At 73.8% G+C, this 23,928-nt stretch carries 16 protein-coding genes and 2 pseudogenes; 6 read left to right on the forward strand and 12 right to left on the reverse strand.

The window, feature by feature from the left end:
* Nucleotides 1-9 precede the first annotated feature (9 nt).
* The 8 genes from ABD973_RS31775 to ABD973_RS31810 form a co-directional block, all read right to left on the reverse strand.
* Nucleotides 10-2,001 carry a heparinase II/III family protein gene (locus ABD973_RS31775; protein WP_345503621.1) on the reverse strand — a complete coding sequence of 664 codons (1,992 nt, stop codon included), beginning with the start codon at nucleotides 1,999-2,001 and terminating at the stop codon, nucleotides 10-12.
* Nucleotides 1,998-4,199: a bi-domain-containing oxidoreductase gene (locus ABD973_RS31780; RefSeq protein ID WP_345503623.1), complete on the reverse strand. Its 2,202-nt coding sequence runs from the start codon at nucleotides 4,197-4,199 to the stop codon at nucleotides 1,998-2,000. Before ABD973_RS31780 ends, ABD973_RS31775 begins: the two co-directional genes overlap by 4 nt.
* Nucleotides 4,200-4,218: 19 nt before the next feature.
* Entirely contained in the window at nucleotides 4,219-6,153 is a 1,935-nt protein-coding gene (gene asnB, locus ABD973_RS31785; protein WP_125595066.1) for an asparagine synthase (glutamine-hydrolyzing), read from the reverse strand.
* A 3-nt stretch (nucleotides 6,154-6,156) separates the two neighbouring features.
* Nucleotides 6,157-7,674 carry a Wzz/FepE/Etk N-terminal domain-containing protein gene (locus ABD973_RS31790; protein WP_125819937.1) on the reverse strand — a complete coding sequence of 506 codons (1,518 nt, stop codon included), beginning with the start codon at nucleotides 7,672-7,674 and terminating at the stop codon, nucleotides 6,157-6,159.
* The gene (locus ABD973_RS31795) at nucleotides 7,671-9,044 is read right to left on the reverse strand and encodes a Wzz/FepE/Etk N-terminal domain-containing protein (protein ID WP_345503626.1); all 1,374 of its coding nucleotides are present in this window, start codon (nucleotides 9,042-9,044) and stop codon (nucleotides 7,671-7,673) included. The genes ABD973_RS31790 and ABD973_RS31795 overlap by 4 nt, the downstream gene beginning before the upstream one ends.
* Nucleotides 9,041-10,321, reverse strand: coding sequence for a glycosyltransferase family 4 protein (locus ABD973_RS31800; protein ID WP_345503628.1), 1,281 nt, complete (start codon nucleotides 10,319-10,321; stop codon nucleotides 9,041-9,043). The genes ABD973_RS31795 and ABD973_RS31800 overlap by 4 nt, the downstream gene beginning before the upstream one ends.
* Nucleotides 10,311-11,627 (reverse strand): nucleotide sugar dehydrogenase, encoded by a 1,317-nt coding sequence (locus ABD973_RS31805; RefSeq protein WP_125595070.1) that lies wholly within the window; start codon nucleotides 11,625-11,627, stop codon nucleotides 10,311-10,313. The genes ABD973_RS31800 and ABD973_RS31805 overlap by 11 nt, the downstream gene beginning before the upstream one ends.
* A 73-nt stretch (nucleotides 11,628-11,700) precedes the next feature.
* Complete coding sequence (locus tag ABD973_RS31810; protein ID WP_125595082.1) at nucleotides 11,701-13,188, reverse strand: sugar transferase; 1,488 nt, start codon at nucleotides 13,186-13,188, stop codon at nucleotides 11,701-11,703.
* A 903-nt stretch (nucleotides 13,189-14,091) separates the two neighbouring features.
* On the opposite strand from ABD973_RS31810, the gene ABD973_RS31815 reads away from it, so the two are divergent.
* The 3 genes and pseudogenes from ABD973_RS31815 to ABD973_RS34850 form a co-directional block, all read left to right on the forward strand.
* The gene (locus ABD973_RS31815) at nucleotides 14,092-15,120 is read left to right on the forward strand and encodes an NAD-dependent epimerase/dehydratase family protein (RefSeq protein WP_241253110.1); all 1,029 of its coding nucleotides are present in this window, start codon (nucleotides 14,092-14,094) and stop codon (nucleotides 15,118-15,120) included.
* On the forward strand, nucleotides 15,114-16,421 hold the full coding sequence (locus ABD973_RS31820) for a DegT/DnrJ/EryC1/StrS family aminotransferase (RefSeq protein ID WP_125819934.1): 1,308 nt from the start codon (nucleotides 15,114-15,116) through the stop codon (nucleotides 16,419-16,421). Before ABD973_RS31815 ends, ABD973_RS31820 begins: the two co-directional genes overlap by 7 nt.
* 120 nt (nucleotides 16,422-16,541) lie before the next feature.
* Nucleotides 16,542-17,543: pseudogene (locus tag ABD973_RS34850) on the forward strand (MFS transporter); the annotation flags it as partial.
* A 194-nt stretch (nucleotides 17,544-17,737) separates the two neighbouring features.
* Here the strand turns inward: ABD973_RS34850 and ABD973_RS31825 are convergent.
* The 3 genes from ABD973_RS31825 to ABD973_RS31835 form a co-directional block, all read right to left on the reverse strand.
* Entirely contained in the window at nucleotides 17,738-18,568 is an 831-nt protein-coding gene (locus ABD973_RS31825; RefSeq protein ID WP_125819932.1) for a CbtA family protein, read from the reverse strand.
* Between the two features lie 12 nt (nucleotides 18,569-18,580).
* On the reverse strand, nucleotides 18,581-18,808 hold the full coding sequence (locus ABD973_RS31830) for a CbtB domain-containing protein (RefSeq protein WP_125595074.1): 228 nt from the start codon (nucleotides 18,806-18,808) through the stop codon (nucleotides 18,581-18,583).
* A 260-nt stretch (nucleotides 18,809-19,068) separates the two neighbouring features.
* Nucleotides 19,069-20,016 carry a nitrilase-related carbon-nitrogen hydrolase gene (locus ABD973_RS31835; RefSeq protein ID WP_345503633.1) on the reverse strand — a complete coding sequence of 316 codons (948 nt, stop codon included), beginning with the start codon at nucleotides 20,014-20,016 and terminating at the stop codon, nucleotides 19,069-19,071.
* 166 nt (nucleotides 20,017-20,182) lie between these two features.
* Between ABD973_RS31835 and ABD973_RS31840 the strand changes: the two genes are divergently transcribed.
* Together ABD973_RS31840 and ABD973_RS31845 are read left to right on the forward strand one after the other, a co-directional pair.
* The gene (locus ABD973_RS31840; RefSeq protein WP_125819930.1) at nucleotides 20,183-21,184 is read left to right on the forward strand and encodes a LacI family DNA-binding transcriptional regulator; all 1,002 of its coding nucleotides are present in this window, start codon (nucleotides 20,183-20,185) and stop codon (nucleotides 21,182-21,184) included.
* A gap of 226 nt (nucleotides 21,185-21,410) precedes the next feature.
* Nucleotides 21,411-21,527: pseudogene (locus ABD973_RS31845) on the forward strand (DJ-1/PfpI family protein); the annotation flags it as partial.
* A 222-nt stretch (nucleotides 21,528-21,749) separates the two neighbouring features.
* On the opposite strand, the gene ABD973_RS31850 reads toward ABD973_RS31845, so the two are convergent.
* Entirely contained in the window at nucleotides 21,750-21,968 is a 219-nt protein-coding gene (locus ABD973_RS31850) for a hypothetical protein (protein ID WP_125819929.1), read from the reverse strand.
* A 371-nt stretch (nucleotides 21,969-22,339) separates the two neighbouring features.
* Between ABD973_RS31850 and ABD973_RS31855 the strand changes: the two genes are divergently transcribed.
* Nucleotides 22,340-23,584, forward strand: a complete 1,245-nt coding sequence (locus ABD973_RS31855; protein ID WP_345503636.1) for an FAD-dependent oxidoreductase — start codon at nucleotides 22,340-22,342, stop codon at nucleotides 23,582-23,584.
* Nucleotides 23,585-23,928: the final 344 nt, after the last annotated feature.

The following is a 23,928-nucleotide window of genomic DNA, read 5'->3' on the forward strand; positions in this document are numbered from 1 at the left end:
CCCCTCCGCCTAGTCGTCGAACCCGAGCACGGTGACGAACCCGCCCGACACCGCCGCGTCGTCGGCGAAGCCGGTGCCGACCAGCGTCGTGGCCGGCTCCTTGCGCCCGAATCCCGCCGAGTACCAGCCCAGCGGCGGGCCCGTCTCCCCGCGGTGCGCCCGCCAGGACAGCTGACCGGGCAGGTCGAGCACCGCGGAGCGGTCCTCGCCGTCCCGGCTCCAGGTGAGCACCGCCCGCTCGCCCTCCAGCTCCGCGGTGACCGCCGGGCCGAGGTGGAACGCCAGCCGCACGGCCCGGCGCGGGCCGCTCACCTCGTCGACCAGCCGCACTTCCCGGCGTCCGGTCACCGGCTCCCGGCGGCCGGTCACCAGCTCCACCCGGCGCCGGTGCACGGAGGGCCGGTAGCCGTCGTGCTCGGCGCACCAGCGCAGCACCCCCGGATCGGAGGTGTCCGCGACCAGGACCCGGGTCTGGGCGTGCCGCGTCCACAGGAACGGCCCGCCGGAGTCGGACTGGTCGCCGCCGTCCAGCTGGAGGGTGTTGTGCCCCAGTGTCGAGCGGAAGTACTGCCGCCACTCGGGCTGCCCGTGGTAGCAGAACGTCCCCGGGTCGGCCAGGACGTCGACCCCGTCGTGCCGCACCTCGACGGACAGCGCGTCCGCGTGGGCGTGCGCGGCGATGGACAGGAAGCCGTGCGGACCGCCGTCGCAGCGCACCCACAACTCCCCGGCACCCCCTGCACCTCCGGCATCGCGCAGCACCGTCATGCCGGCGTCCGGGAAGTGGACCGGACGGCTCGCCGGGCGGCTCACCGCGGGCGTGCCGGGCCGCACGAGCGCGGCCAGCAGCGCGGTGCGCACATCGGTGCCGGTCACCTCCGGCCACCAGCCGAGCCGGCCGAACACGGCGTCCCCGGTGGCCAGCAGCGACCCCCAGCGGTCGGTGCCCGCACCGTCCACGACCAGGCCGTGCCCGTCGTCCGAGTCCCCCTGGCGCGGCGGCCGCAGCCGGCCGTCCACCACGGCCGCGAGCGCGTCGGTCATCCGCAGCAGCACCAGCCGCACCGACGCCGGCACCGGCACGCCGGCGGCGTCCGCCTCGGCCAGCGCGGCCAGGCCCAGCTCCAGCACCAGCCCGTGGTACTCCGAGGCCAGCTCCCGGTTGAGGCCGGAGAGGAAGGTGTTGCCGCGCAGGTGCCGCTCCAGCGACCGCAGCGCGTCGGACCGCCAGCGCTCCGAGGAGGGGAACCAGCCGAACGCGCAGGCCGCGGCGAACTGCCCGGCGGCCTCGGCGATGACGTGGTTGTTCGCCGACGAACCCCGGCTGGGGAACGCCGCCAGCCAGCGCTGGTGGTGCCAGACCTGCTCCCGGGCCACCGGGTTCCCCTCGAACAGCGCGGCCGCGCCCGGCCAGCCGTCGAGCAGCCGGCGCACCCACACCCAGGACAGCAGCCGGATCCCCAGCTCGATGCCGCTGGTCCAGTGCACCCCGCGCAGCGGCGGGTTGGCCGCCCACCACGACCGCAGGTGCGCCGCCACCCGCTCGGCGTACCGCTCGTCCCCGGTGACCGCGTACGCGGCGGCGAGGACGGTGAGGTACTGGTGCCGGGACGGCTCCCAGATCTGCTTGATGTCCCCGACCGCCTCCTCGTCCCGGTACGGCACGTCGAAGGCGTAGCCCTCCGGCGCCCGCCGCCCGGTCTTCGGGTCGAGGAACCAGTCCGGGTCGGCCAGGTCGTCGCGGTCCACCCCGAAGAACGTGCCGTGCCCCGCCATCAGCCGGTCCGCCTCCGCGACGAGCCGCTTGGCCGCGTCCGGCGGCACCGCGTCGGCCGTCCCCGCGGGCAGCACCGCGGTGAACCGGGCGCCGCCCACGGCCGGGGCGTCCGGCGGCGCCGACCGCCACCGCCGCCTGCGCACCGTGTCGCCCACCCGTCCGCCGACCTCCTGCGGCCCCATCCGGGACAGCCTCCGCAGGTACCAGCCCGCGCTCATGCTCATCGGCCGTCCGCCAGCGTCACGGGCACGCCGCCGGCCAGGCCCGCCTGCACGGCGAGGGTGGCCGCCGTGGTGGCGACCAGCGACTCCAGCGGCACCGGCATCGGTCCGCCCGTCCGCACGGCCCGGACGAACGCGGCCAGTTCGGCGAGCTGGCCCTTGTCCCGGGCCTGGGGCAGCCGCGAGCTGACCCACTTCTTGCGCCCGGCCGTGCCCTTCTCGAAGTACACCGAGGCGCGGACGAAGTCGTCCAGCCGCAGGACCTTGCCGTCCGCGACCAGGTCGAGCGTCTCCTTGGGGAAGCCGGGCGCGCCGGTGGTGACGTAGCTGATGGTGGCGGTGGAGCCGTCCGGGTAGCGCAGCACGACCTGGAGGTCCTCGTTGCCGGACGGGGCCGTCGCGTACACCGAGACCGGGTCGGCGCCCAGCAGCCAGCTCGCCGTGTCGATGAAGTGCCCGCCCTCGCCGGCGAACCGCGAGCCCTCGGTGCCCTGCTGGAGGTACCAGCTGCCGTGCTGGAGCCGGCCCGCGTTGACCAGGTAGCGCAGGCTCGCCGGGCCGGTCCGGGCACCGAAGCGCTTGCGGGCCTCCTGGAGCAGCGGCGAGAAGCGGCGGTTGAAGCCCACCTGGAGCCGGTCGTTGCCGGACTCCTCCACCGCCGCGAGGACACCGGCCAGTTCGTCCTCGGTGAGGGCGAGGGGCTTCTCCACGAACACCGCCTTGCCGGCCAGCAGAGCCTGCCGGGTCAGTTCGGCGTGCGAGCTGTGCCGGGTGACCACGAACACCGCGTCGACGGACTTGTCGCCGAGCACCGCGTCGAGGTCGGTGGTCGCCTCGGCGAAGCCGAACTTCCGCTGCGCGTTGGCCGCGGACAGCGCCGTCGTGGTGACGACCGTGGCGAGTTCGACGCCGTCGCGCTCCGACAGGTGCGGCAGCAGCATCGACGTGGCGTAGTTCCCCGCGCCGACGAACGCGAGGCGCACCGGCGACCCGGCCGCCCGGGACGGCGCGGACACCCCTTCGGCGGGGCGCCTGACCGCGGGCACGGACACCACCGGCGGCTGCGCCTCCCGCTCCTGCCCCGGGTAGCGGAACAGCACCGCCACGGCCTTGAGTTCGCCCTCCTTCAGGCTCCGGTACGTCTCCACGGCGTCGTCGAAGTCGGCGATGTGGGAGACCAGCGGATCCACGTCGACCTTGCCGCGGGCGACCAGGTCCAGGAAGCACGCCAGGTTGCGGCGCTCGGTCCAGCGCACGTAGCCGATCGGGTAGTCCCGCCCTTCGAGCTCGTACTCCGGGTCGTAGCGCCCGGGGCCGTAGCTGCGGGAGAACCGGACGTCGAGCTCCTTCTCGTAGTACGCGTTCCAGGGCAGGTCCAGCCGGCACTTGCCGATGTCCACCACCCTGCCGCGGTCCCGGCACAGGTGCGCCGCCAGCTCGACGGGCTGGTTGCTGCCGCCGCCGGCCGCCAGGTACACCTGGTCCACGCCGTGGCCGTCCGTGAGCTCGGCGACGGCGGCCTCCACGGCGGCCGACCCGGGGTCGCCGCAGGCCGCGGCGCCCAGGCGCTCGGCGAGTTCGCAGCGCGCCGGGTCCGGGTCGGCGCCGACGACTCGCACCCCCGAGGCGGTGAGGAGCTGCACCACCAGCTGCCCGATCAGCCCGAGGCCGATCACCAGCGCCACCTCGCCGAGCTGCGGCTCGCCCTGGCGCACGCCCTGCATCGCGATCGACCCGACCGTGCCGAAGGCGGCGTGCCGCGGTGCGAGACCGTCCGGCACCCGCGCGTACAGGTTGTTCGGCACCCAGTTCAACTCGGCGTGCAGCGCGTGCTCGTTGCCCGCGCAGGCCACCACGTCACCGACCGCCACGTCGTCGATCCCGGCGCCGACCTGCTCGACCACCCCGCACAGCGAGTAGCCCAGCGGCGTGTACGAGTCCAGCTTGCCCATCACCTTGCGGTAGGTGGCGGGCACCCCGTTGACGGCCACGCTCTGCATGACCTTGGCGACCTGGTCCGGCCGCGAACGGGCCTTGCCCAGCATCGACATGCCGGCCTCGGACACCTTCATGAGCTCGGTCCCGGTGGAGATCAGCGAGTATGCGGTACGGACCAGCACCCCGCCCGGCTTGCACCCCGGCACCGGCACGTCCAGCACCGCCAGCTCACCGGTCTTGTAGTTCTGTACGACTTGCTTCACCCGAACTCCTCTGGAATTTCTAAGCCGTGAACCCGGCGCTCTGACCGGACCCGGAGGTCGCGCCGCGGTACCAGTACTCGAGGGTCAGTACGTGCCACAGGTGCTTGGAGAAGTCCTGCTGCCCGGCCGCGTCCGCGGCGGCCATCCGCGCCAGCGCGTCGCGGCGCAGGAAACCGGAGCGGACCAGCTCGCCGTCGTGGATGACCTCGCGGACCAGCGGCGCCAGGTCCCGGCTCATCCAGGCGCGCAACGGGGCGCTGAACAGGCCCTTGGGCCGGTAGACGATCTCCCGGGGCAGGACCGAGGCCGCCGCCTCCTTGAGGACGGCCTTGCCCTGCCGTCCGGCGATCTTGCGGTCCCCGGGGAACGTGAACGCGGCCTTGACCACCTCGACGTCCACGTACGGAACGCGCACCTCGGTCGACGCGGCCATGCTGGAACGGTCCGTGTAGGCGAGGTTCAGACCCGGCAGGAACATCCGGGAGTCGCCCAGGCACATGCGGTTGACGAAGTCGTCGAGGTCGTTGTCCTCGTACACGTCGGCGTGCTCGGTCAGTACGTCGTCGACCGTCCCGGCCAGGTCCGGATCGATCAGGTCGAGCAGCTCGCCGCGATCGTACATGGTGTAGCTGCGCCGGAAGGCCGTCTCCTCCGGAAGATCGGCGAAGGACAGGAACCGCTTCGCGAAGCGCACCGACCGGTACCCCCGGCTGGCGGAGGCGACCGGCAGCCGGTCCACGGCTGCGGACAGGCCGCGCCGCAGCGGCCCGGGCACGCGCTGGTAGCGCAGCGCGAGCACGTTGGCCAGGTGCTTGCGGTAGCCGGCGAACAGCTCGTCGGCACCCATCCCCGAGAGCATCACCTTGACCCCGGCCTCCCGGGCGGCCGAGCAGATCAGGAAGGTGTTGATCGCGGCGGGGTCGCCGATCGGCTCGTCCAGGTGGTACGTCATCCGCGGCAGCAGGTCGAGCACGTCCGGCGCGATCTCGATCTCGTGCAGGTCGACGCCGAACCGCTCGGCCACCGTCCGGGCGTGGCGCAGGTCGTCCGGCATCGCCTCGAACCTGGCGTCCTCGGCCCGGAACCCGATCGTGTAGGCGGACATCCCCGGCTGGTGGCGGGCGGCCAGGGCGGTCAGGTAGCTGGAGTCGAGGCCTCCCGAGAGGAAGGTCGCCACGGGCACGTCGGAGAGCAGGTGCCGCCGGGTGGACTCCTCGACGATGGCCGCCAGATCGGGCAGCTCACCGGCCCGGGCCCGCTCCCGGCCCTCGGCCGCGACGTCCCTGAGGTTCCAGTACCGGCCGCGCTCCACACTGCCGTCCGGCCCGCACCGCAGCCAGCTCCCCGGCGGCAGCTTCTCCGCCCCGCGGTACGCGCACCGCGAGTCCGGCACCCAGTAGTACAGCAGTGAGGCCACCAGCGCCGCGTGGTCCACCTCCAGCGCGCCCCCGGTCGCCGCGGCGAGCGCCTTCAGCTCCGAGGCGAACACCAGGCCCCCGCCGCGCCGGAGCAGGAACAGCGGCTTGATGCCGAGCTGGTCGCGGGCGAGCACCAGCTCACCGGTCCGCTCGTCGAAGACCCCGAACGCGAACATGCCGCGCAGCCGGGGCAGGCAGTCCGTGCCCCAGCGCCGCCACGCCTCCAGCAGCACCTCGGTGTCGGAGGTGCCGCGGAAGCGCACCCCGGCGGCCGCCAGCTCGGCACGCAGCTCGGGGGCGTTGTACAGCTCGCCGTTGTACGTGAGGACCAGCCCGTCCGAGACCATCGGCTGGGCGCCGGTCTCCGAGAGGTCGATGATGGCCAGCCGGCGGTGCCCCAGCTGTACCTCCCCGTCACCGACGGGGTGGCCGTAGCGGCCCGCCCCGTCCGGACCGCGGTGGGCGAGGGTTTCCGTGAGCCGGTCGGTCACGGCCTTCCCGTCCGGCCACCGGTACGTGCCTGCGATGCCACACATGTCCTACCGTGCCTCCTGGTCGCTGTCCGGAACGTGCGCCGCCCACGCGGGCGGCCGTTCCGTCTGCCGCGCGTTCGTGCCGTTCTCCCGGGCCGGCCGCCCGTTCTGCCCGCGCAGCGCGGTGTGCTGCCCGTCCCACAACGTGCCGTCGGTCCGGTCGCGCGGATCGGGGTCGATCAGCACCACGCCGAGCACCGTGATGCGCTGCTCGGCGAGCTGCCGCGCCACCGTGTGCAGCCACGCGGCGCTGCCGTGCCCGGCCCGGACGACGAGCACGGTCCGGGTCCCGAGGTACTGGAGGTCGGTCCACGCCGTGCCGGGCGAGACCGATCCCACGCCGAACCGGCGCTCCCCGTCGGCCGGGGCCGGGGCGTCCTCGCCGAGCACCGTCAGCTCCGCGGGTCTGCGGCGGTGCCGGGTGAGCCGCAGCCCGGGCAGGCCGTCGACGACCGACACCGGGCCCTCCGCCGCCAGGGCCGCGGCCAGGTCGAGGGCGATCAGCGCCGCGGCCTGGGGGCAGCCCAGCTCCAGCAGCGACACCGGCTCGGCGTAGCCGCGTACCGAGCGGGCCAGCGACGCGGTGAGGCGCTCGCGCGCCCCCCGGGTGCCGCGCCGCTGCAGCCGGCCGGCCGACCGGCGGGGGAGTTCCGTGATGACGGAGGCCCCCAGGTTCGCCGCGATCTCCCGGCGCAGCACCGGACGGTCGGCCACCACCGCGCCGACCGCGGCCACCGCGAGCCCGAGGACCAGCCCCAGGACGAAACCTATGGCGGCGTCCGTGGCGGCGGCCTTCGGCAGGGAGTGCCGCACCGCGCGCGGCGCGTCCACCACCTGCGTGCCGGCGATGAGCTGGGGCGTGCCGACCCGCGCCTCCGCGGCACGCTGGCCGAAGTCGGTGATGCGGGCGGTCAGTTCGGCCCGGCGGGCGAAGAGCGACTCGGTGTTCGCCGACGCCTTCGGCCCGGTCTCCGGCGTTCCGTTCCCGATCGCCTTGTTGACCTGGTCCAGTTCCTCCCGCAACCGGTCGCGCTGGTCGAGCAGGGTCTTGGACTCGGCCTCCGCGGCCTCCCGGATCCGCCGCACGTGGTCCGCCACGAACGCGTCGGCCAGCGCCTTGGCACGGGCCACGGCCTGCGCGTCACTCGTACCGGTCACATCGATCTGGAGCAGGTTGTTGGTCAGGCCGGTGCCGGCGTAGTCCTTCATGAAGTCCTCCGGCTTGTCCGGGGACTTCAGGGTCTTCAGGGCCTGCTCGGCGATCCGCGTGGTCTGCAGCAGCGCGACGTCCGTGCGGATCAGCGTCCCGGGGTCGTTCGGCTGGTCCTGCTGGTGCGCCACCAGCACCTTGGCCACCGCGGTGGGCGGTGGCGGCAGCAGCACCGCCACGGCCGCGCCGATGAACAGCCCCAGCAGCGCCAGGGAGCTCCACAGGCGGCGCCGCCGGCGCACCGACACCACGAGCGTCTGCAGGTCCAGCAGCGGAGCGGAGTGCGTCGGCTCCGTAGTCGTACTCATGGTCACCCTGAACTTCCCGTCGCGTCGGCGCCGGCCGCCAGTGCCGGTGCGGCGGCCCCGTGGCGACGGCCGGCCTTCCCCGCCGTACCGGCCCGGACCGTGCCGACGAGGACGATTCCGACGATCTCGTGCCCGGCGTCCGCACACGCCTCGGCGATCCCGGTGAGCTCCCCGGCGGTCCAGCTGCCGGGGCTGAGCACGACGACGGCACCGGACTCGTCCTCGCGGTCCGCGACCATCGGCCGGGACACCGACACCTGCGCCGGCCGCAGCCGGGGCTCGCCCTCGGTGCCGGCGGTGAGCTGCCCGGCCGCGAGCAGGGCGTTGTCGTCGCCCTCCGGGACGAGTAGCAGGAGCCGCCGGGGGGCCGGCAGCCCGTCCCCCAGACGGGCGTGCACCCGCCGGTAGCGGACCTGCCTGCCCGCCTCGTCGGACGTGCGCGGCGCCGGCAGGTCCCACCGGACGTCGAGGCCGAGCAGCCGGCGGACACCGGCCCGCGGTCCGCGGTCCTGCGGCCGGTCCCCGGGGCGTTCCGCGGGCACGTCGACGGTGCCCAGCACCGTCGCGCCCAGCACCCTGGCGATCTCCGCCCCGGTGCGCGGCCGGCGGTTCATCCGCGCGGCGGCGAGATGGCCGACGACCCCGAGGAGGAGGAACAGCACCGCCCCCGCGACGACGAGCTGCGTCCTCGTCGGCGGCGCCTCGCCGGTGGGCCGGGGCGCCGGCCCCATGACGACCATGTTGGCCTTGATGGCCTTGCTGGCGGCGGGGTCGGCCTGGTCCAGCTTGTCGATGGCCTCCTGGAGCGTGGTGCGCAGCTTCGACAGCTCGGTACGGGTCTGCACGCTCTCCACGGTCTGCCCCCGGCCGGCCGCGTCCGCCAGCTCGGTGATCCGGCGGCTGGTCTGCGTCACCAGCTGCCGCAGCGCCTCGGGCCGCGCCGCCGCGTCGGGGTCGGTGTCGGCGCCCGAGATCCGCGCGGCGAACGCCACGAACTGCTGCGCCACCTGGTCGGAGAGCCGCTGCGCGCGCTCCGGGGTGTCCGCCGTGCCCGAGATCTTGATGATGTTGCCGTCCGCGGCCTTGGCGCTCACCCGGTCCCGCAGCTCGGTGCGGCTGACCTTGGTCCAGCCGAGCGCGGCGGCCGCGCGGTCCACGACCACCGAACTCGCCGCGATCTCCGCCTGGGTCAGCAGCTCGCGCTCCTCCCACGCCCCCGGCAGCAGGACCGAGGCCGAGGCGGTGTAGCGCGGTGGGACCAGCAGGGAGGTGCCGTAGCCGACGAGTGCGCCCACCACGGCGAGGACGGTGAGCAGCCGCCAGCGCCGGCGGAGAATCCGCCCGATCGTGACCAGGCGTATCGTGTCGTCGCTCAACGGCGCGGCCTCTTCCCCGTGCCGTCGGAGGAGCCCGCCGACGCCGGACGGCGGTCACGGCAGGCGGCGGCGTAGGCGGAGAGCAGCGAGGCCTGCGAATTGCGCCAGGCGAGCGGCCCGTTGATCCGTTCCTGGCCGATCTTGCCCATCAGGGCCCGCTTCTCGGGGTCGTCCAGCAGCAGCGCGATGAGCCGGGCGAACTCGCCCTCGTCGTTGGCGGGGGCGTAGACGGCGGCGTCGCCGGCGGAGACCCGCGCCTCCTTCAGGTCGAACGAGACGATCGCCCGGCCCATCACCATGTACTCCAGGACCTTGTTCATGGTCGACACGTCGTTGAGCGGATTGCGCGGGTCGGGGGAGAGGCACACGTCCGCGGTGGACAGGTACCGCGCCAGGTCGGCGTCGGAGACGCGCCCGGTGAACTGCACCTGCTCGGAGAGCCCGAGCCGGCGGGACAGCTCCACCATCGCGTCGAAGGTGTCACCGCCGCCCACGAACACCGCGTGCCAGTCGTCGCGCCCGACCTCGTCGCGCAGCTTCGCCAGGGCGCGCAGCGCGTAGTCGACCCCGTCCTGCGGGCCCATGACCCCGAGGTAGCACAGCAGATGGGGCTTGCCGCGCTTGAGTCCGGGCTCGGGCGGCACGGGGTGGAAGCGGTCGGTGTCGGGCGCGCTGCGCACCACGAAGACGTCCGACGTCCGCCGGCCGCCGCGGCGCACCGCGACGTCCCGGTAGCTCTCGTTCGTGGCGAGCACGACGTCCGCGGCCCGGTACGTGAGCCGTTCCAGCGCGCACACGGCCCGGTAGAGCAGGTCCTCGCCGCGGTCGAAGCGGGACAGGTACAGCTCGGGGACCAGGTCGTGCTGGTCGAAGACGAACCGCGCTCCGTGCCGCTTGAGCCACAGGGCGGGCAGGAAGAGCAGGTCGGGCGGGTTGCAGGCGTGGACCACGTGGACCGGCCCGACCTTGCGGGCCAGCCGCATGGTGTGCCACAGGGCCGATCCGTACTCCTTGAGGTAGCCGGCCGGTCCGCCGGTGGCCGCGCGCAGCGGGTAGCGGTGGATCCGCACCCCGTCGATCTCGGCCTCCGGCTCGGTGTCCCGCTTGGTCCCGCGCGGGCAGATGACGTCCACCGTCCAGCCGGCGTCGCGCAGGGTGGTGCACTCCTGCCACACACGCCGGTCGAAGGGCACGGACAGGTTCTCCACGAGGACCAGCGCACGCCGGCCGGTGGTGCGGCCGCTGCCGGCCGCACCACGCGTCTTCTTACCAGGCAAGGCCCACGTACCCCGGTTCGGTCCGGCGCGCGTCGGCGTCGGGAAGGTGGATGAGGTCGATGATCACCGGTCCGTCGCCGTGCGGCAGTGCCGACAGCACGTCCGGGTCCCTGGACCCGACCAGGCACACCTCGGCGTGGTCGAGCACCTCGTCGACGGAGTCGGCGAGCAGGTGCGCGAGGTGCGGCAGCCGGTTCTCGATGTACTCGCGGTTCGCGCCGAGGAGCCGGGAGAGGCTCACGTTGGCGTCGTAGATCTTCAGGTCGTAGCCCTTGCCGAAGAGCCGCTCCGCCAGTTCGACGAGGGGGCTCTCGCGCAGGTCGTCGGTGCCGGGCTTGAAGGACAGCCCGAACAGGCCCGCCCGGCGCTTGCCGGTGCGCTCCACCAGGTCCACCGCGCGTTGCAGGTGGTCGGAGTTGGAGGGCAGCACGTGGGAGAGGATGGGTACGGAGACGTCGGCCCGCTGTGCCGCGTGGACCAGGCTGCGCAGGTCCTTGGGCAGGCAGGAGCCGCCGAAGGCGAAGCCGGGCCGCAGGTAGGCCGGGCTGATGTTCAGCTTCCGGTCCGCCAGGAACACGTCGATCACCTGGTGCGAGTCGACCCCGAGCGCCCGGCACACCGCGCCCAGCTCGTTCGCGAACCCGATCTTGAGGCCGTGGAACGCGTTGTCCGCGTACTTGATCGCCTCGGCCACCGGGACCGGGACCCGGAACACCTCGCCGGGCAGGCCCTCGTACAGCGCGGCCACCACGTCACCGCTCGCCGGGTCCAGTTCGCCGATGACGGTCTTCGGCGGGTCGAAGAAGTCCCGCACGCTGGTGCCCTCGCGGAGGAACTCCGGGTTGACCGCGACCCCGACCTCCACTCCGGCCGTGCCGCCGACGGACTTCTCCAGGATCGGCAGCAGCAGGTCCAGGCAGGTGCCCGGGAGCATGGTGCTGCGGAACACCACGGTGTGCCGCCCGCCCCGCTCGGCCAAGGCCGTGCCGATCTGCTCGGTGACCCGCTCCAGGTACGTGGTGCACAGGCTGCCGTTGGGCTCCGACGGGGTGCCCACACAGACCAGCGACACCTCGCTCTCCATGATCGCCTCGCGGACGTCACCGGTGGCGCGCAAGGCCCCCGTCCGCACGACGCCGGCGATGAGCTCGCCGATCCGCTCCTCGACCACCGGAGCCTTGCCGTCGTTGACCAGGTCCACCTTCACCTGGCTGACGTCGACCCCGATGACCTCGTGGCCCAGCTCGGCCAGGCACGCGGCCGAGACGCAGCCCACGTAGCCGAGCCCGAAAACACTGACCCTCATGACTCGTTCCTCCCCCCACGCAGGCCCCCACGGCCTGCGGTCCGCGCGTCTGCCCGACGAGGACTCCCGCGCATCAATAGGCCCCCTGCCCGTAGACCACCGCACGCAGCGTCTTCCACAAGATCACTGTGTCCAGCGCGAGCGACCAGTCCTCCACGTACCGCAGGTCCAGCCGGACCGCCTCCTCCCATGACAGGTCACTGCGTCCGCTGATCTGCCACAGGCCCGTGAGCCCGGGCTTGACCAGCAGCCGCCGCCGGATGTCCGGACCGTATTCGGCGGACTCCTCCGGCAGCGGGGGCCGCGGACCGACGAGCGACATCGATCCCGTCAACACGTTGAACAGTTGCGGGAGTTCGTCGATCGAGTACCGGCGCAGCACCGTTCCCACCCGGGTCACCCGCGGGTCCCGGCGGAGCTTGAACAGCAGGCCGGCGCCCTCGTTGCGGTCGGCCAGCTCGGCCCGTACCCGGTCCGCGTCGGCGACCATGGTGCGGAACTTGAGGATGGTGAACTCGCGTCCGTCCTTGCCGACCCTGCGCTGCCGGTACACGGCCCCGCCCCGGCTGTCCGCGACCACCAGCAGCGCGACGAACACCATCAGCGGCGCGAACAGCATCAGCAGGACCGCCGCGCCCACCCGGTCGACCACCTCTTTGACGGCCCGGCGGCCGCCGGTGAAGATCGGCATGCTGACCCGCAGCAGCGGGATGCCCAGCACCGCGTCCACGTGCAGCCGCGGTCCGGCCACCTCCATCAGCACCGGGGCCACGACCATCTCGGCGTCGCTGCCCTCCAGGTTCCAGGCCAGCCGCTGGAGCCGGTCCGGCGACCAGTGCGGGTCCGGGGTGACCGCGACGACGCGGTAGCCGTCGCGCCGGACGTGGTTGGCCACGTCGGCCAGCCGGCCGACGACGGGTACGCCGTCCAGCTGGTCACCGTCTCCGTCGAGCCCGAGACCGTCCGTCGTGCACACCGCGTCCACCCGCCAGCCGAGGTGCGGGAACTTGCGGGTTCGGGTGATCAGATCGTGCAGGGTGGCCGGGCTGCCGGCGGCGAGCACCGGTCGCAGGCACTGCCCCTCTTTCCGCTGTTTGTGCAGCCAGAGGCGCAGAAGATACCGGGTGGTCATGGTGACGAGGGCGATCGCTGGGATCGCGACGAAGATCCAGAGTTTGATGTTGCGCGAGGCGAGGGCGATCCCGCCGAGCGCCAGTAAGACGGTCGCCGTGAACAAGGAGCGGCCGAGTCGGCGGAATTCCTCGGCACCCTGGCCGAGAACCGCCGGAACCCATGACCGGTTGACGGCCAGTGCGGCCAATACCAGAAGTTCGGTGCCGAATGCGAGAATTCCCCATTTCTCGTGCCAGTTGGCCGCGTCACGAGCCCCGAAGAAGTTGCCGATGGACGCCACCACCAGGGCGGTGGCCACGGTATCGCTGGTGATCACGGTACGCCGGTACCGCTGCTCCCAGTCACTCGCGGGACGGCTGATCGCCCCGTTCGCCAGACGCCCCCCGCGCGCAGACGGGAACGGGCTGACTAATCCCCCTTGCCGCACAGAACCCCCCAGGTCCCCAGTGGTACGACGTGTTTTCGCCAATCACGTGCTCCGCCGGGAGGCCCCCGCCTCCCGACCGCGCCGTTCCTCCCCGGGATCCCCGCCCGGCCGTCTGGAACTGCTTGGACAACCCACCCCGGCGGCAGCGAACGGACGTGCCCCGCCAGACTTGCGACGTGCGCGAGAACCCGCCGAAACCTCGGGTGCTCCCCCGCACCCAAGGCCCTTTCCCGGGCCCCGGTAATTGATCATCCCCCACGCATCGTGCCGGGGGGACGTGATTGCCAGCTTTCCGTAGCGCCTGACCTGTAGATCGTTTACTGGTTGCTCGTGTATGAACAGCTGAAGCACGGTCAATCTAGACCATGGCGGCCCGGTATGAAGAGCAGATGTGTGAAATTCGTGTTCATACCTTCAGACGGGTTCCACGGATCGGTGGTCGCGCGGGGTTTGCCCGCTGTGGAGCATCTCCCGTCCCCCCAGGTCAAGCCCGCCGAACCGGCCATCCGGGCGCCCTCGCGCAACGGTGCGCCCCCTGCTTCCGGTTTGGGCGGAGGCCCTCCTTCCGCCCTCGGCGGGGGCGGAAACGGACCAGCTCCGCTCTTCTCGCCGCCCCGCCGCCGGACGGGAGGCGGTCTCGGCCACTCTGCCCGGCACCCCTTGCGCCGGCCGGGAGGAGGCGTGGTGCACTGGCTGGGCCGGTCACCGATCAGGTGTGTGAGCGGCACCGCGGTCCCCGGACCGGCGCCGGACGGCACTCCGGCCCGGCGCACACGGGGTGCACGGCGGCGGGCGTGCGCGCCCCGCGTGACCCCGGCCCGGCGCCCGCCCGTTCCCGCCATTCCCCTCGCCCCGGATCCGCCGGCCCCCGCTGGACCACGCCGGACCCCGAATGGAGTGATCGTGCACCACCACGGCCCCGACACACCCGAAAGCCCCTACGAGGAGGTGGCCGTCACCGGCGGAGCCGGTTTCGTCGGCCGGCACCTCGTCACGGCCCTCAGCCGGCTGTCCCGGAAGGTCACCGTCGTCGACCACGCCCCGCTTCCCGCCGGCCTCGCGCAACTGCCCGGCGTCCGCCACGTCCGCGCCGACCTGCGCGACTACGGGGAGACGCTCCTGGCGCTGCGCAGCGCCGACGCCGTGTTCCACCTCGCCGGCAACGCCAGCGGCACCGAGTCGGTGGCCGACCCCCGCCGCGACTTCCACCTCAACGCCCTCGCGACCTGCAACGTCGGCAACGCCTGCCTGGAGCTCGGGGCGCGCCGCCTGGTCTACCTCTCCTCCGCCATCGTCTACGGCACCCCGCGCCGCAGCCCGATCCACGAGGACCACCCCACCCTGCCCTTCCTCCCGTACGGCGCCTCGAAGCTGTCCGGCGAGCTGACCCTGCGCAGCCTGCACGCCACCGCCGGACTGCCCGTCGTCACCGGCCGGTCCTTCGTGGTCTACGGCCCGGGCGAAGACCCCCGCCGGGCGGGCGGAGAGGTCTCGCAGTTCCTGCGCTGGCACCTCAACGAGCAGCCCATCCCCGTGGTCGGCGACATCGACCGCAAGCGCCGCGACTTCATCCACGTCGAGGACCTCTGCCGGGCGCTGATCACCCTGGCCGACCGGGGCGCCGACGGCGGGACCTACAACCTGGGCACCGGCACCGCCGTCTCCATGCGCGAGCTGGCCGCGGAGGTGGGGACGGCGACCGGCCGCCCCGCACTGCTGGACGCCGACCCCTCCAGCCTCGCCGACAGCTTCACGCTCCTCGCCGACACCACCCGGCTGCGAGCGCTCGGCTTCGCCCCGCGGATCACCCTGGCCGAGGGCCTCACCCGGCTGGCGGGCCTGCTCGGACGCTTCCCCGAACTCCCCACCGCCAGGGCGGTGTTCCGCCGGGAGGCCCCCGCGCGCCGGAGCCTGGAGGCCAGGACGTGCTAGCCGTCGACGGCGGTACACCGCTGCTCTCCCCGCACGAGGCGGCCCCCTGGCCGCACATCACGGACGCCGACCGCAAGGCCGTGCTCGACGCGATGGACGGGGCGGCCCCGTGGCACTGGCCCATGCGCACGGTGGGCGACCTGGAAGAGGCCTGGGCCGAGTACACCGGCATGCCCCACGTCCTCGCGGCCAACTCCGGCACCGCCGCCCTGCACATGGCGATCGCCGCCGCGGGCGTCGAGCCGGGCGACGAGGTGCTCGTGCCGGCCGACACCTTCCTCGCCTCGGCCTCCTGCGTGCTCCAGGCCAACGCGATCCCGGTGTTCGTGGACACCGACCCCGCCACCTTCAACATCGACCCCGCCCGGATCGAGGAGCGGATCACCGACCGCACCCGCGCCGTCGTCGCCGTCGACCTCAACGGCCTGCCCGCCGACTACGACGCCCTGCGGGCGATCACGGACCGGCACGGCCTCGTCCTCATCGAGGACGCCTCCCAGGCGCACGGCGCCGAGTACCGGGGCCGCCCCGTCGGCTCCCTCGGCACCCTCAGCGGCGCCAGCCTCAACGGCTCCAAGACCCTCTCCGCCCTCGGTGAGGGCGGCCTGTTCGCCACGCGCGACGAGGAACAGCACCGGCTGGCCCGGCGGGTGCTGATGTTCGGCGAGGAACTCCCCGGCCAGAGCCGCGACTACAACGCCCGCATCATGGGCTGGAACTACCGCATCGACGTCCTCGCCGCCGCGTTCGCCCGCTCCCAGCTCACCCGCCTGCCGCGGATGTCCCGCGTACGGCAGGCCAACGGGGCCGCCCTCACGCGGGCCCTGGCCGGCGTACCCGGCATCCGCACGCCTGTCGTCCCCGAGGACCGCACGCACGTGTACTTCTTCTACCCGCTGCTCGTCACGCCCGAGGAACTAGGCCTCGACGGCCTCCCCGTCGCCGCCTTCCGCGACGCCCTCGCCCGGGCGGTGAACGCCGAAGGCCTGCACATCACGCGCTGGCAGCCGCAGCCGGTACCCGGACAGACCCTGTTCCAGGAGCTCCGCGGCTACGGCCGCGGCTGCCCCTGGAGCTGTGGGCACGCCCGCCCCGGCCACCACTACGACCCGGCGCAGTACCCCGTCAGCGAGGAGGTCTGCCTGCGCCGCCTCGTCCTCGGACAGAGCCTCAGCTCCTTCGGCCCGCCCAACGACGTGACGACGATGCACCGCTACGCCGAAGTCCTGTACAAGGTCCTTGTCGAGGAACGGGACGGGCTGGTCGCCCTGACCCGGCGGACCGCCGGCCCGGCGCACTGACGGGCCGGGACGGACAGCACACGAACGACAAGGGGACGGACGCAGATGCGCAACGAGCCCGAGACCGCGGGCGGACGCACGGTGCCGCCCGGCCGCGCCCGGAGCCCGCGCCCGCGGACGATGCGGCTGGCCGTCTGCGCGGTCTTCTTCGTCACCGGGGCGGCCTTCGCGACCTGGGCCGCCCGGGTGCCCGGCGTCCAGAGCCGGCTGGACCTGTCCGCCGGGGAACTCGCCGTGGCGCTCGTCGGCCTGAGCGGCGGCGCCTTCGTGGGGCTGCCGCTGGTCGGCGGCCTGGTGGCCAGGTACGGCAGCCGTACGGTGCTGTGCACCGGCATGGCCGCCTACCTGGGCGCCCTCGCGAGCCTGCCGTTCGTTCCCGACCTCGCGGTACTGACGGCGGCCCTGGCCGTCTTCGCCTGCGGCAACACGGCCGTCGACGTCGCCATGAACACCCAGGGCGTCCTGGTCGAACGCGCCTACGGACGCCCCGTGCTCGGCGGCTTCCACGCCATGTTCAGCCTCGGCGGCATCGCCGGCGCCACGGCGGGCGGCCTCGCCGCCTCCGCCGGCGTCGGCATCCGGGCGCACTTCACCGTGACCGCCCTCGTCCTGCTGGCGGTCGCGGCGACGGCGGCCACGGCCCTCGCCCCCGAACCGCGGCGGAATGGGCGGCCGTCCGGGACCGGACCCCTGCTGGCCCTGCCCGGGCCGGGCCTGTGGATCCCCGGGCTCGTGGCGTTCTGCGCCCTGATGGGGGAGGGGGTCGTCAACGACTGGGGGGCCGTCTACCTGAAGGAGGAGACGGGAGCGTCGGCGGGCGCCGCCGGCCTGGGGTACGCCGTCTTCTCCGCGGGCATGGTCGTCGGCCGCCTCACCGCCGACCGGCTGCGGGCCCGCCTCGGCACGGCCCGCTTCACGTTCCTGTGCGCCGTGGTGGCGGGCACCGGCGCCCTGATCCCGGTCCTCGCCGCGACGACCGCGGCGGGCTTCGTCGGCTACACCCTGCTCGGTCTGGGCATGGCCGCGGTCATCCCCCTCGTCTTCGCCCACGCGGCCGCCCTGCGGCCCGGCCGCACCGGCTCCTCCATCGCCGCCGTCTCGGCCGTGGGCTACGTCGGCTTCCTCGCGGGCCCCCCCGGTCATCGGTGCCCTGGCGGAGGCGACGACGCTGCGCTGGGCGATGCTGGTGCTGCCCGCGCTGATGGCGGTGATGGCGGCCCTGGCCCCCCGCCTGCACCGCCCCTGAGCCCCACGGACCGAGCCCTGCCGCCCCGGAGGTCCGGGGCGGCAGGGCTCAGGGTGCGTTCGGCGTGCGCTCAGACGAGGGCCGATGCCGGGCGGGAGGCCGCCGCCTCCGTGCCGGCGGCATCGGCGCGCAGGGCCGGCAGGCGCTGGGCGAGGATCCCGAAGACGATCCCGAACACGGCCCACAGCACGAGCTGGACGGCCACCGAGGCGACCCGGAAGTCCCACAGCAGGGCCGCGGGGAACTCCGCCTTGACGGCGTCGGTGTTGTCCGGGAGCACCAGGAAGGCCAGCCCGGTGGCGACGACGAAGCCCGCCCCGGCCGCCAGGGTCGCGTTCCAGTTGCCCAGGCGCGGCGCCAGACGCCGGCCCAGGACGATCGCGCCGACGCCCAGCAGGACGCTGAGCAGGATCATCAGGAAGAACAGCGTGGTGCGCTGGCCGATGGTGTCCGGGTTCCCGACGGCCGGCGGGGTCGCCGGGTACTTCAGGAACGGCACCAGGTAGACCAGCGTGAACGCGCCCCCGGCGGTGAGGGCGGCCGTGGCCCGGGGGCTGAACCGGCCCACCCGGCCCAGGGCGAAGGAGAACGCGAGGGAGGCGATGCCGCCCAGCGCGACCCCGTAGACCAGCACGCCGGTGGCGAGACCGACGGTGGACTGCACGGGCCGGCTGACGAGTTCTTCCTCCTCCTCGGCGGCGGGGACGTCGCCACCGCCGCCGTGACCGGCGTGGCCGGCCGCGGGAGCGGCCTCCTTGGCGGCCGCCGCCTCCTCGACGGCGATGGACCCCCGCACGGGGGGTTCACCGACCACGTAGGCGACGGCGAAGGCGAACAGACCCGCGATCAGGCCCGCGAGCATGCCGCGGACCAGCAGACCTCTGACAGTGGAGGCGTACATGGTGCGCGCCTCTCAGTGGCAGGGGAAACCGAGCAGGTGGCGTCCGTCGTGCACCCACTCGTGGACGGCCTCGCCCGAGAACACGGCGGTGGCACCCTGCTCCGCGCCGACGAAGTACAGGGCCACGAGCATCAGCAGGCCGACGAACAGCGCCCAGGGCAGGACGGCCTTGACGGGCAGCGGCGCGGACGGGGAGAGAGCGGGGGCGGATACGGCAGCGGAAGCGAGAGCCTCGGCCATGGGGGAACCTCCTTGGGGAACAACGCGTCCCATGTGGTGGTGCGTTACGACGGTCCGAGGGTCTGACTCGCCGCGGCCGCCACCCCGAGGGGGGTGCCGTCGCAGCACACAGTGGCGCGACCATGCCGGATTCACACCGGACTTCCGTCTCGCCGTCGTCGCTATGTCTTTATGTCGCCGTGACGCTACAACCCCGCGGGCCCTCCCACCAAGCGGATGAGTCGCTGATCACACGGGCCGTCCGGCCCGCGGGACGGCCCTCACCGCGCCCGCGGACCGGTCCGCTCCGTGAGGGTGCCGTACAGCTCGGGGCGGCGGGTGCGCATCAGGCCGAACTCCAGCCAGTCGCGGCGCTGGTCGAGGTCGAGGTCCGCGACGAGGACGGCCGGGGTGTGGCGCGGCGCGCGGAGCATGACCCGGCCGTAGGGGTCGGAGATGAACGAGGAGCCGTAGAAGACGGAGCGGCCCTCGGTGCCCACGCGGTTGGGGACGATGGCGAACAGGGCGTTGGCGAGCCCGTTGGCGCTGATGGCGTGCTCCCACAGGGGGCGGGTGTCGAAGTCCGGCAGGTCCACCTCGGAGCCGATGGCGGTGGGGTGGACGAGGATGTCCGCGCCGGCCAGCGAGTACGCGCGGGCGAGCTCCGGGAACCACTCGTCCCAGCAGGTCGGGAAGCCGAAGCGGGCGCCCTGGTGGGCGACGACCGGGAAGCCGCTGTCGCCGGGCCGGAAGCAGAGGTCCTCGCGGTAGCCGGGGAACGCCGGGATGTGGTTCTTGCGGGTGCGGGCGATGAGCTCGCCGCCGGAGTCCACGCAGACGGCCGTGTTGTAGCCGAGGCCGCCGTCCTCCGCGCGCTCGTAGAGGGAGGCGTGGACGGTGATGCCGAGCCCGGTGGCCAGCTCGGTGGCCAGCCGGACCGTGGGGCCGGTCTCGACGTCCTCCAGCCAGCGCTCGGCACCGTCGGCCATCGGGTCGTCCGTGTTGCAGAAGTACGGGCTGCGGGTCAGCTCCGGCAGGCACACCACCCGGGCGCCCTGGGCGGCGGCCAGCGCGACGCCTTCGCGCAGGTGGTCGTCGTGCTCGGCCGGATCGGCGTGCCAGCGCATCTGGACGAGCCCGACGCGCAGGACCTCGCGCTCGGCCGGCCGGGTCCGGCCGGGGGAGCCGAGCGGGGATCCGTAGGAGGTGAGGACTGAGTAGCCGGGCATGCGTGGTCCGCCTTCGGGAGGGTCGTCGGTTCACCGGGGCGTCCTGACTGAGAATTCAGTCAGGACGCTGGGCGAGGGTCTGCCGGAACCTTCCGGCAGGGGTGAATGTAGACCGTGCCGGAACGTTCCGGCAAGGTCCGGTCCAGGGCGCCTAGAATGCGGGACCGTGACCGCCCGTACCGTGACCCTGTTCGACGTCGCCCGTGCGGCAGGCGTCTCCAAGAGCACCGCCTCCGACGCCCTCCAGGGGTCCGGGCGGGTGGCCGGAGCCACCCGCGACCGCGTGCGCGAGGCCGCGGACCGGCTCGGCTACCGCCCCAACAGCGCCGCCCGCCGCCTGCGCCGGGCCAGCACCGGAGCGGTCGGCCTGTACCTCCCGCAGACCGCGACCCGGCTGGACTACTACATGAACCTCGCCTTCGGGGCGGTCGAGCGCGCCCAGGAGGAGGGCCTGGACGTGGTCCTCCTGGGCTCGGCGGCCGCGGCGCACGGGCCCCTCGCCTCCCGGGTGGACGGCCTCCTCGTCATCGACCCGGAGACCGGCGATCCGGCCGTCCCGGGCCTGCTCGCCGCCGGAGTCCCGGTCGTCACCGGCGAGCGCTACCCCGGGCACACCCCCACCCCCACCGCGGCGGTGGTCTGCGACAACGCCGCCTCGCTCACCGCGCTCCTCGACCACGTGCACGGCCGCGGCGCCCACGCCCCGGCCCTGCTCGCCCCCGAGGCCACCTCCGCCTGGGCCCAGGCGCTGCGGACGGCCGCCGCCTCCTGGAGCACGGCGCACAAGATCCCCGTCACCGTCCACACCGTTCCCTTCGCCGCCACCCCGGCCCAGGCGGGCGAGCGCACCCGCGCCCTGCTGTCCGCCGATCCGGCCGTGGACGCCGTCATCTGCGCCCCCGACGGCGCGGCCCCCGGGGTGCTGCGCGCCGCGGCCGGCCTCGGCCGGACCGTCGGCCGCGACTTCCAGGTCGCCTCCTGCGTGGACGGCGTCGCCGCCCGCAGCTGCGACCCGCCCGTCACCGCGATCGACCTCCGCCCCACCGCGTACGGCAGGTCCTGTGCCGACCTGCTGTGCGACGTCCTCGCCGGGCGGACCCCGGCCGACACCCTCCGGCGGCACGACTGGGCGCTGGAGACCCGCGCCTCCACCCGGCTCGGGACCTGACGGCCCGCGGTGCGGGAAACCGTCCAGGCGTCGTACGGCACCCGCATCCGTCGACCACGGCTGGGCCCCGCACGCGGCGGACGTCCTCGTCGTCCCGGGCGGCGGCTACGCCCGCCACGAGGACCCCAGCGTCCGGGCCGGGATCCGCCGCGGCACCTTGCCGCGCGCCCCTGGGCGCGGCGCCCCGCGCCGGACTGACGGTCAGCGCCCTGTGTGCACGGGCGTCATGCTGCTCTCCGCCGCGGGACCCACCCGCGGGAGGCCCTGCACCACCCACCACAAGGCACGGCCGGACCTCGAACAGCAGGGCGGCGTGCTGAAGAACGCCCGCGTCGTCGACGACGGGGACCTCGTCACGGCCGCCGGCATCACCCCGGGACTGGAACTCGCCCTGTGGCTCGTACGCCGTGAACTCGGCCCGGACACGGCGACCGCCGTCGAGGCCATGCGCGAGTACGAGGCCCGCGGGACCGCGTGGACCCGGTGGCACCCCTCCCGCACGCGGGCAAGGGGCGGCGCGGCCCGTCGTTACGGCGGTCCGCGCAGCCCCGCGGGCGGTCACCCGTCAGCAGTCGTCGTCGTCGTACCCTCCGCCCCAGTCGTCATCGTCGTCGTACCAGCCGCCGTGGTCGTCGTCGTCGTCCCAACCGCCGCCGGTCACATAGGCGACGGAGTGAGTGGGCACCGCCGCCGAGGCCGTACCCGCTGCTCCGACGGCGCCGCCCGCCATCAGGGCCGCGATCGCGGAAGCCGCGAAGAGCTGCTTCACTCTCAGTGCACGCATGGTTCGAAACCCTTCTCGTCACCGCGCCGCCCGTGCGGCGCGGAACGCCTTCGGCCTTCTTCCGTTCCAGCACGGAGTTCTGCCTTTGTGGGATGGATGTGCGCAGGGTGCGTCCGCCGTCAACGCGGCTGTTCGAGCCGCGGACCATGGGGGCTGGATCGCGCGTTCCCCGGGCCGCGTGAATCACCGCGGGCGAAAGGCCCGTTCCCGCGATGGCGGCCGTCTCCTGTCCATGCTAGTCACCTGCGTGTGGGTCGTCACCTCGGGAACGGGGGACGCGGCGCGCGTCACCGGCCGGAGGGCCGCCACCGTGCGGTATACGTCTCCTCGGGCCCGCCGGAAGGACCGCGAAGGCGAAGGGGTGTGCTGCTGTGGCCGCTGCTGGAGAACGCACGACGTGCTGTGTGGTGGGGGGCGGACCGGCCGGCATGGTGCTGGCGCTGCTGCTGGCCCGGGCCGGGGTCGAGGTGACGGTGCTGGAGAAACACGGGGACTTCCTGCGCGACTTCCGCGGCGACACCGTGCACCCCTCGACCCTCTCGCTCCTGGACGACATCGGCCTCGCCGAACGCTTCGCCCGGCTGCCGCAGCGCCGGGTCTCCTCGGTCCAACTGCCCCTCGGGCAGGACCGGTCACTGGTCACCGTGGGGAACATCGCGGCGCTGCCGGGGAAGTACAACTACATCGCGATGGTGCCCCAGTGGGACCTGCTCGACCTGCTCGCCGACGAAGCCCGCAAGGAACCCTCCTTCCGGCTGCGCATGGAAACCGGCGCGACCTCCTTCCTCGTCGAACGCGGACGGGTCACGGGTGTGCGCTACCGCACCGCCGACGGCCGCACCGGCGAACTGCGGGCCACCCTCACCGTGGCCTGCGACGGCCGCGGCTCGCTCGCCCGGGCCCTGCCGGAACTCGGCCTGGAGGGCTTCCCCTGCCCCATGGACGCCTGGTGGTTCCGCCTGCCGCGCGAGGAGGACGACCCCAGCGGGCTCGTCGGCGCCCTGGGCGACCGCTTCTTCACCGCCCTCATCGACCGCGGCGACTACTGGCAGTGCGCGGCGCTCATCCCCAAGGGCACGGACACCGCACGCCGCGCGGAGGGGCTGGAGCGCTTCATGACCCGCTTCACGGACGCCGCGCCGTGGCTGGCCGACCGGGCCGGCGCCGTCACCTCCTGGGACGAGGTCAAGCTGCTCGACGTACGGCTCGACCGGCTGCGCCGCTGGCACCGCCCCGGGCTGCTGTGCATCGGCGACGCCGCCCACGCCATGTCTCCCGTCTTCGGCATCGGCATCAACCTGGCCGTCCAGGACGCGGTGGCCGCCGCCCGCCACCTGGTGCGCCCGCTGCGCGCGGGCACCGTGGGGCTGCACGACGTCCGCCGCGTGCAACTGCGCCGCTGGCCCACCACGGTGCTGACCCAGGGCCTCCAGCGCCTGGCCCACGCCCAGGTCATCGAACCCCTGCTGGCCGGCGAGACCGCCTTCGGCGACCCCCGCCGCGCCAAGCGCATGACGGAGCTGATCACGGAGTCCCGCTGGCTCAACCGCGTCCCGGCCTACTTCATCGGCTACGGCGCCCTGCGGGAGCGGCCGCCGCGGGAGTCCCTGCGCTGACCCATGCGCGCTCCCGCCCGACCATCTCCTGCACCGTGTCCCGCACCTCGGAGCACAGCAGCCGGGCGGCCTCGGACCGGGCGCCGAACCCCCGGGGCCGCTCCGTGCAGGGCCGCGACCGCGAACCCGGGATCGAACGGCTGGAGCCGGTAGCGCTCGCGGAACGGTTTCTCCAGCCCGGCGACGCCCTCAGGGAACACGGCGATCAGCTCACCGGCGCCCAGCCGCTGCATCGCCGCCCTCGGAGATGACATCGGCCGGACTCTCGGACACGAACGCCCCTCTTCCTTCACCGTCATGGTCGGCACTGCCAAGTCGCCCTTTTGACATGGGCTTTCACGGTG

It is taken from the genome of Streptomyces racemochromogenes (genome assembly GCF_039535215.1).
In the GTDB taxonomy this organism is placed as follows: Bacteria; Actinomycetota; Actinomycetes; order Streptomycetales; family Streptomycetaceae; genus Streptomyces; species Streptomyces racemochromogenes.

Excerpts from the sequence above, each read along its gene's own strand:
- ABD973_RS31825 (WP_125819932.1), bottom strand. The coding sequence starts at position 18,568 with ATGTACGCCTCCACTGTCAGAGGTCTGCTGGTCCGCGGCATGCTCGCG.
- ABD973_RS31830 (WP_125595074.1), bottom strand. The coding sequence starts at position 18,808 with ATGGCCGAGGCTCTCGCTTCCGCTGCCGTATCCGCCCCCGCTCTCTCC.
- ABD973_RS31775 (WP_345503621.1), bottom strand. The coding sequence starts at position 2,001 with ATGAGCATGAGCGCGGGCTGGTACCTGCGGAGGCTGTCCCGGATGGGG.
- ABD973_RS31850 (WP_125819929.1), bottom strand. The coding sequence starts at position 21,968 with ATGCGTGCACTGAGAGTGAAGCAGCTCTTCGCGGCTTCCGCGATCGCG.
- ABD973_RS31835 (WP_345503633.1), bottom strand. The coding sequence starts at position 20,016 with ATGCCCGGCTACTCAGTCCTCACCTCCTACGGATCCCCGCTCGGCTCC.
- asnB (WP_125595066.1), bottom strand. The coding sequence starts at position 6,153 with ATGTGTGGCATCGCAGGCACGTACCGGTGGCCGGACGGGAAGGCCGTG.
- ABD973_RS31805 (WP_125595070.1), bottom strand. The coding sequence starts at position 11,627 with ATGAGGGTCAGTGTTTTCGGGCTCGGCTACGTGGGCTGCGTCTCGGCC.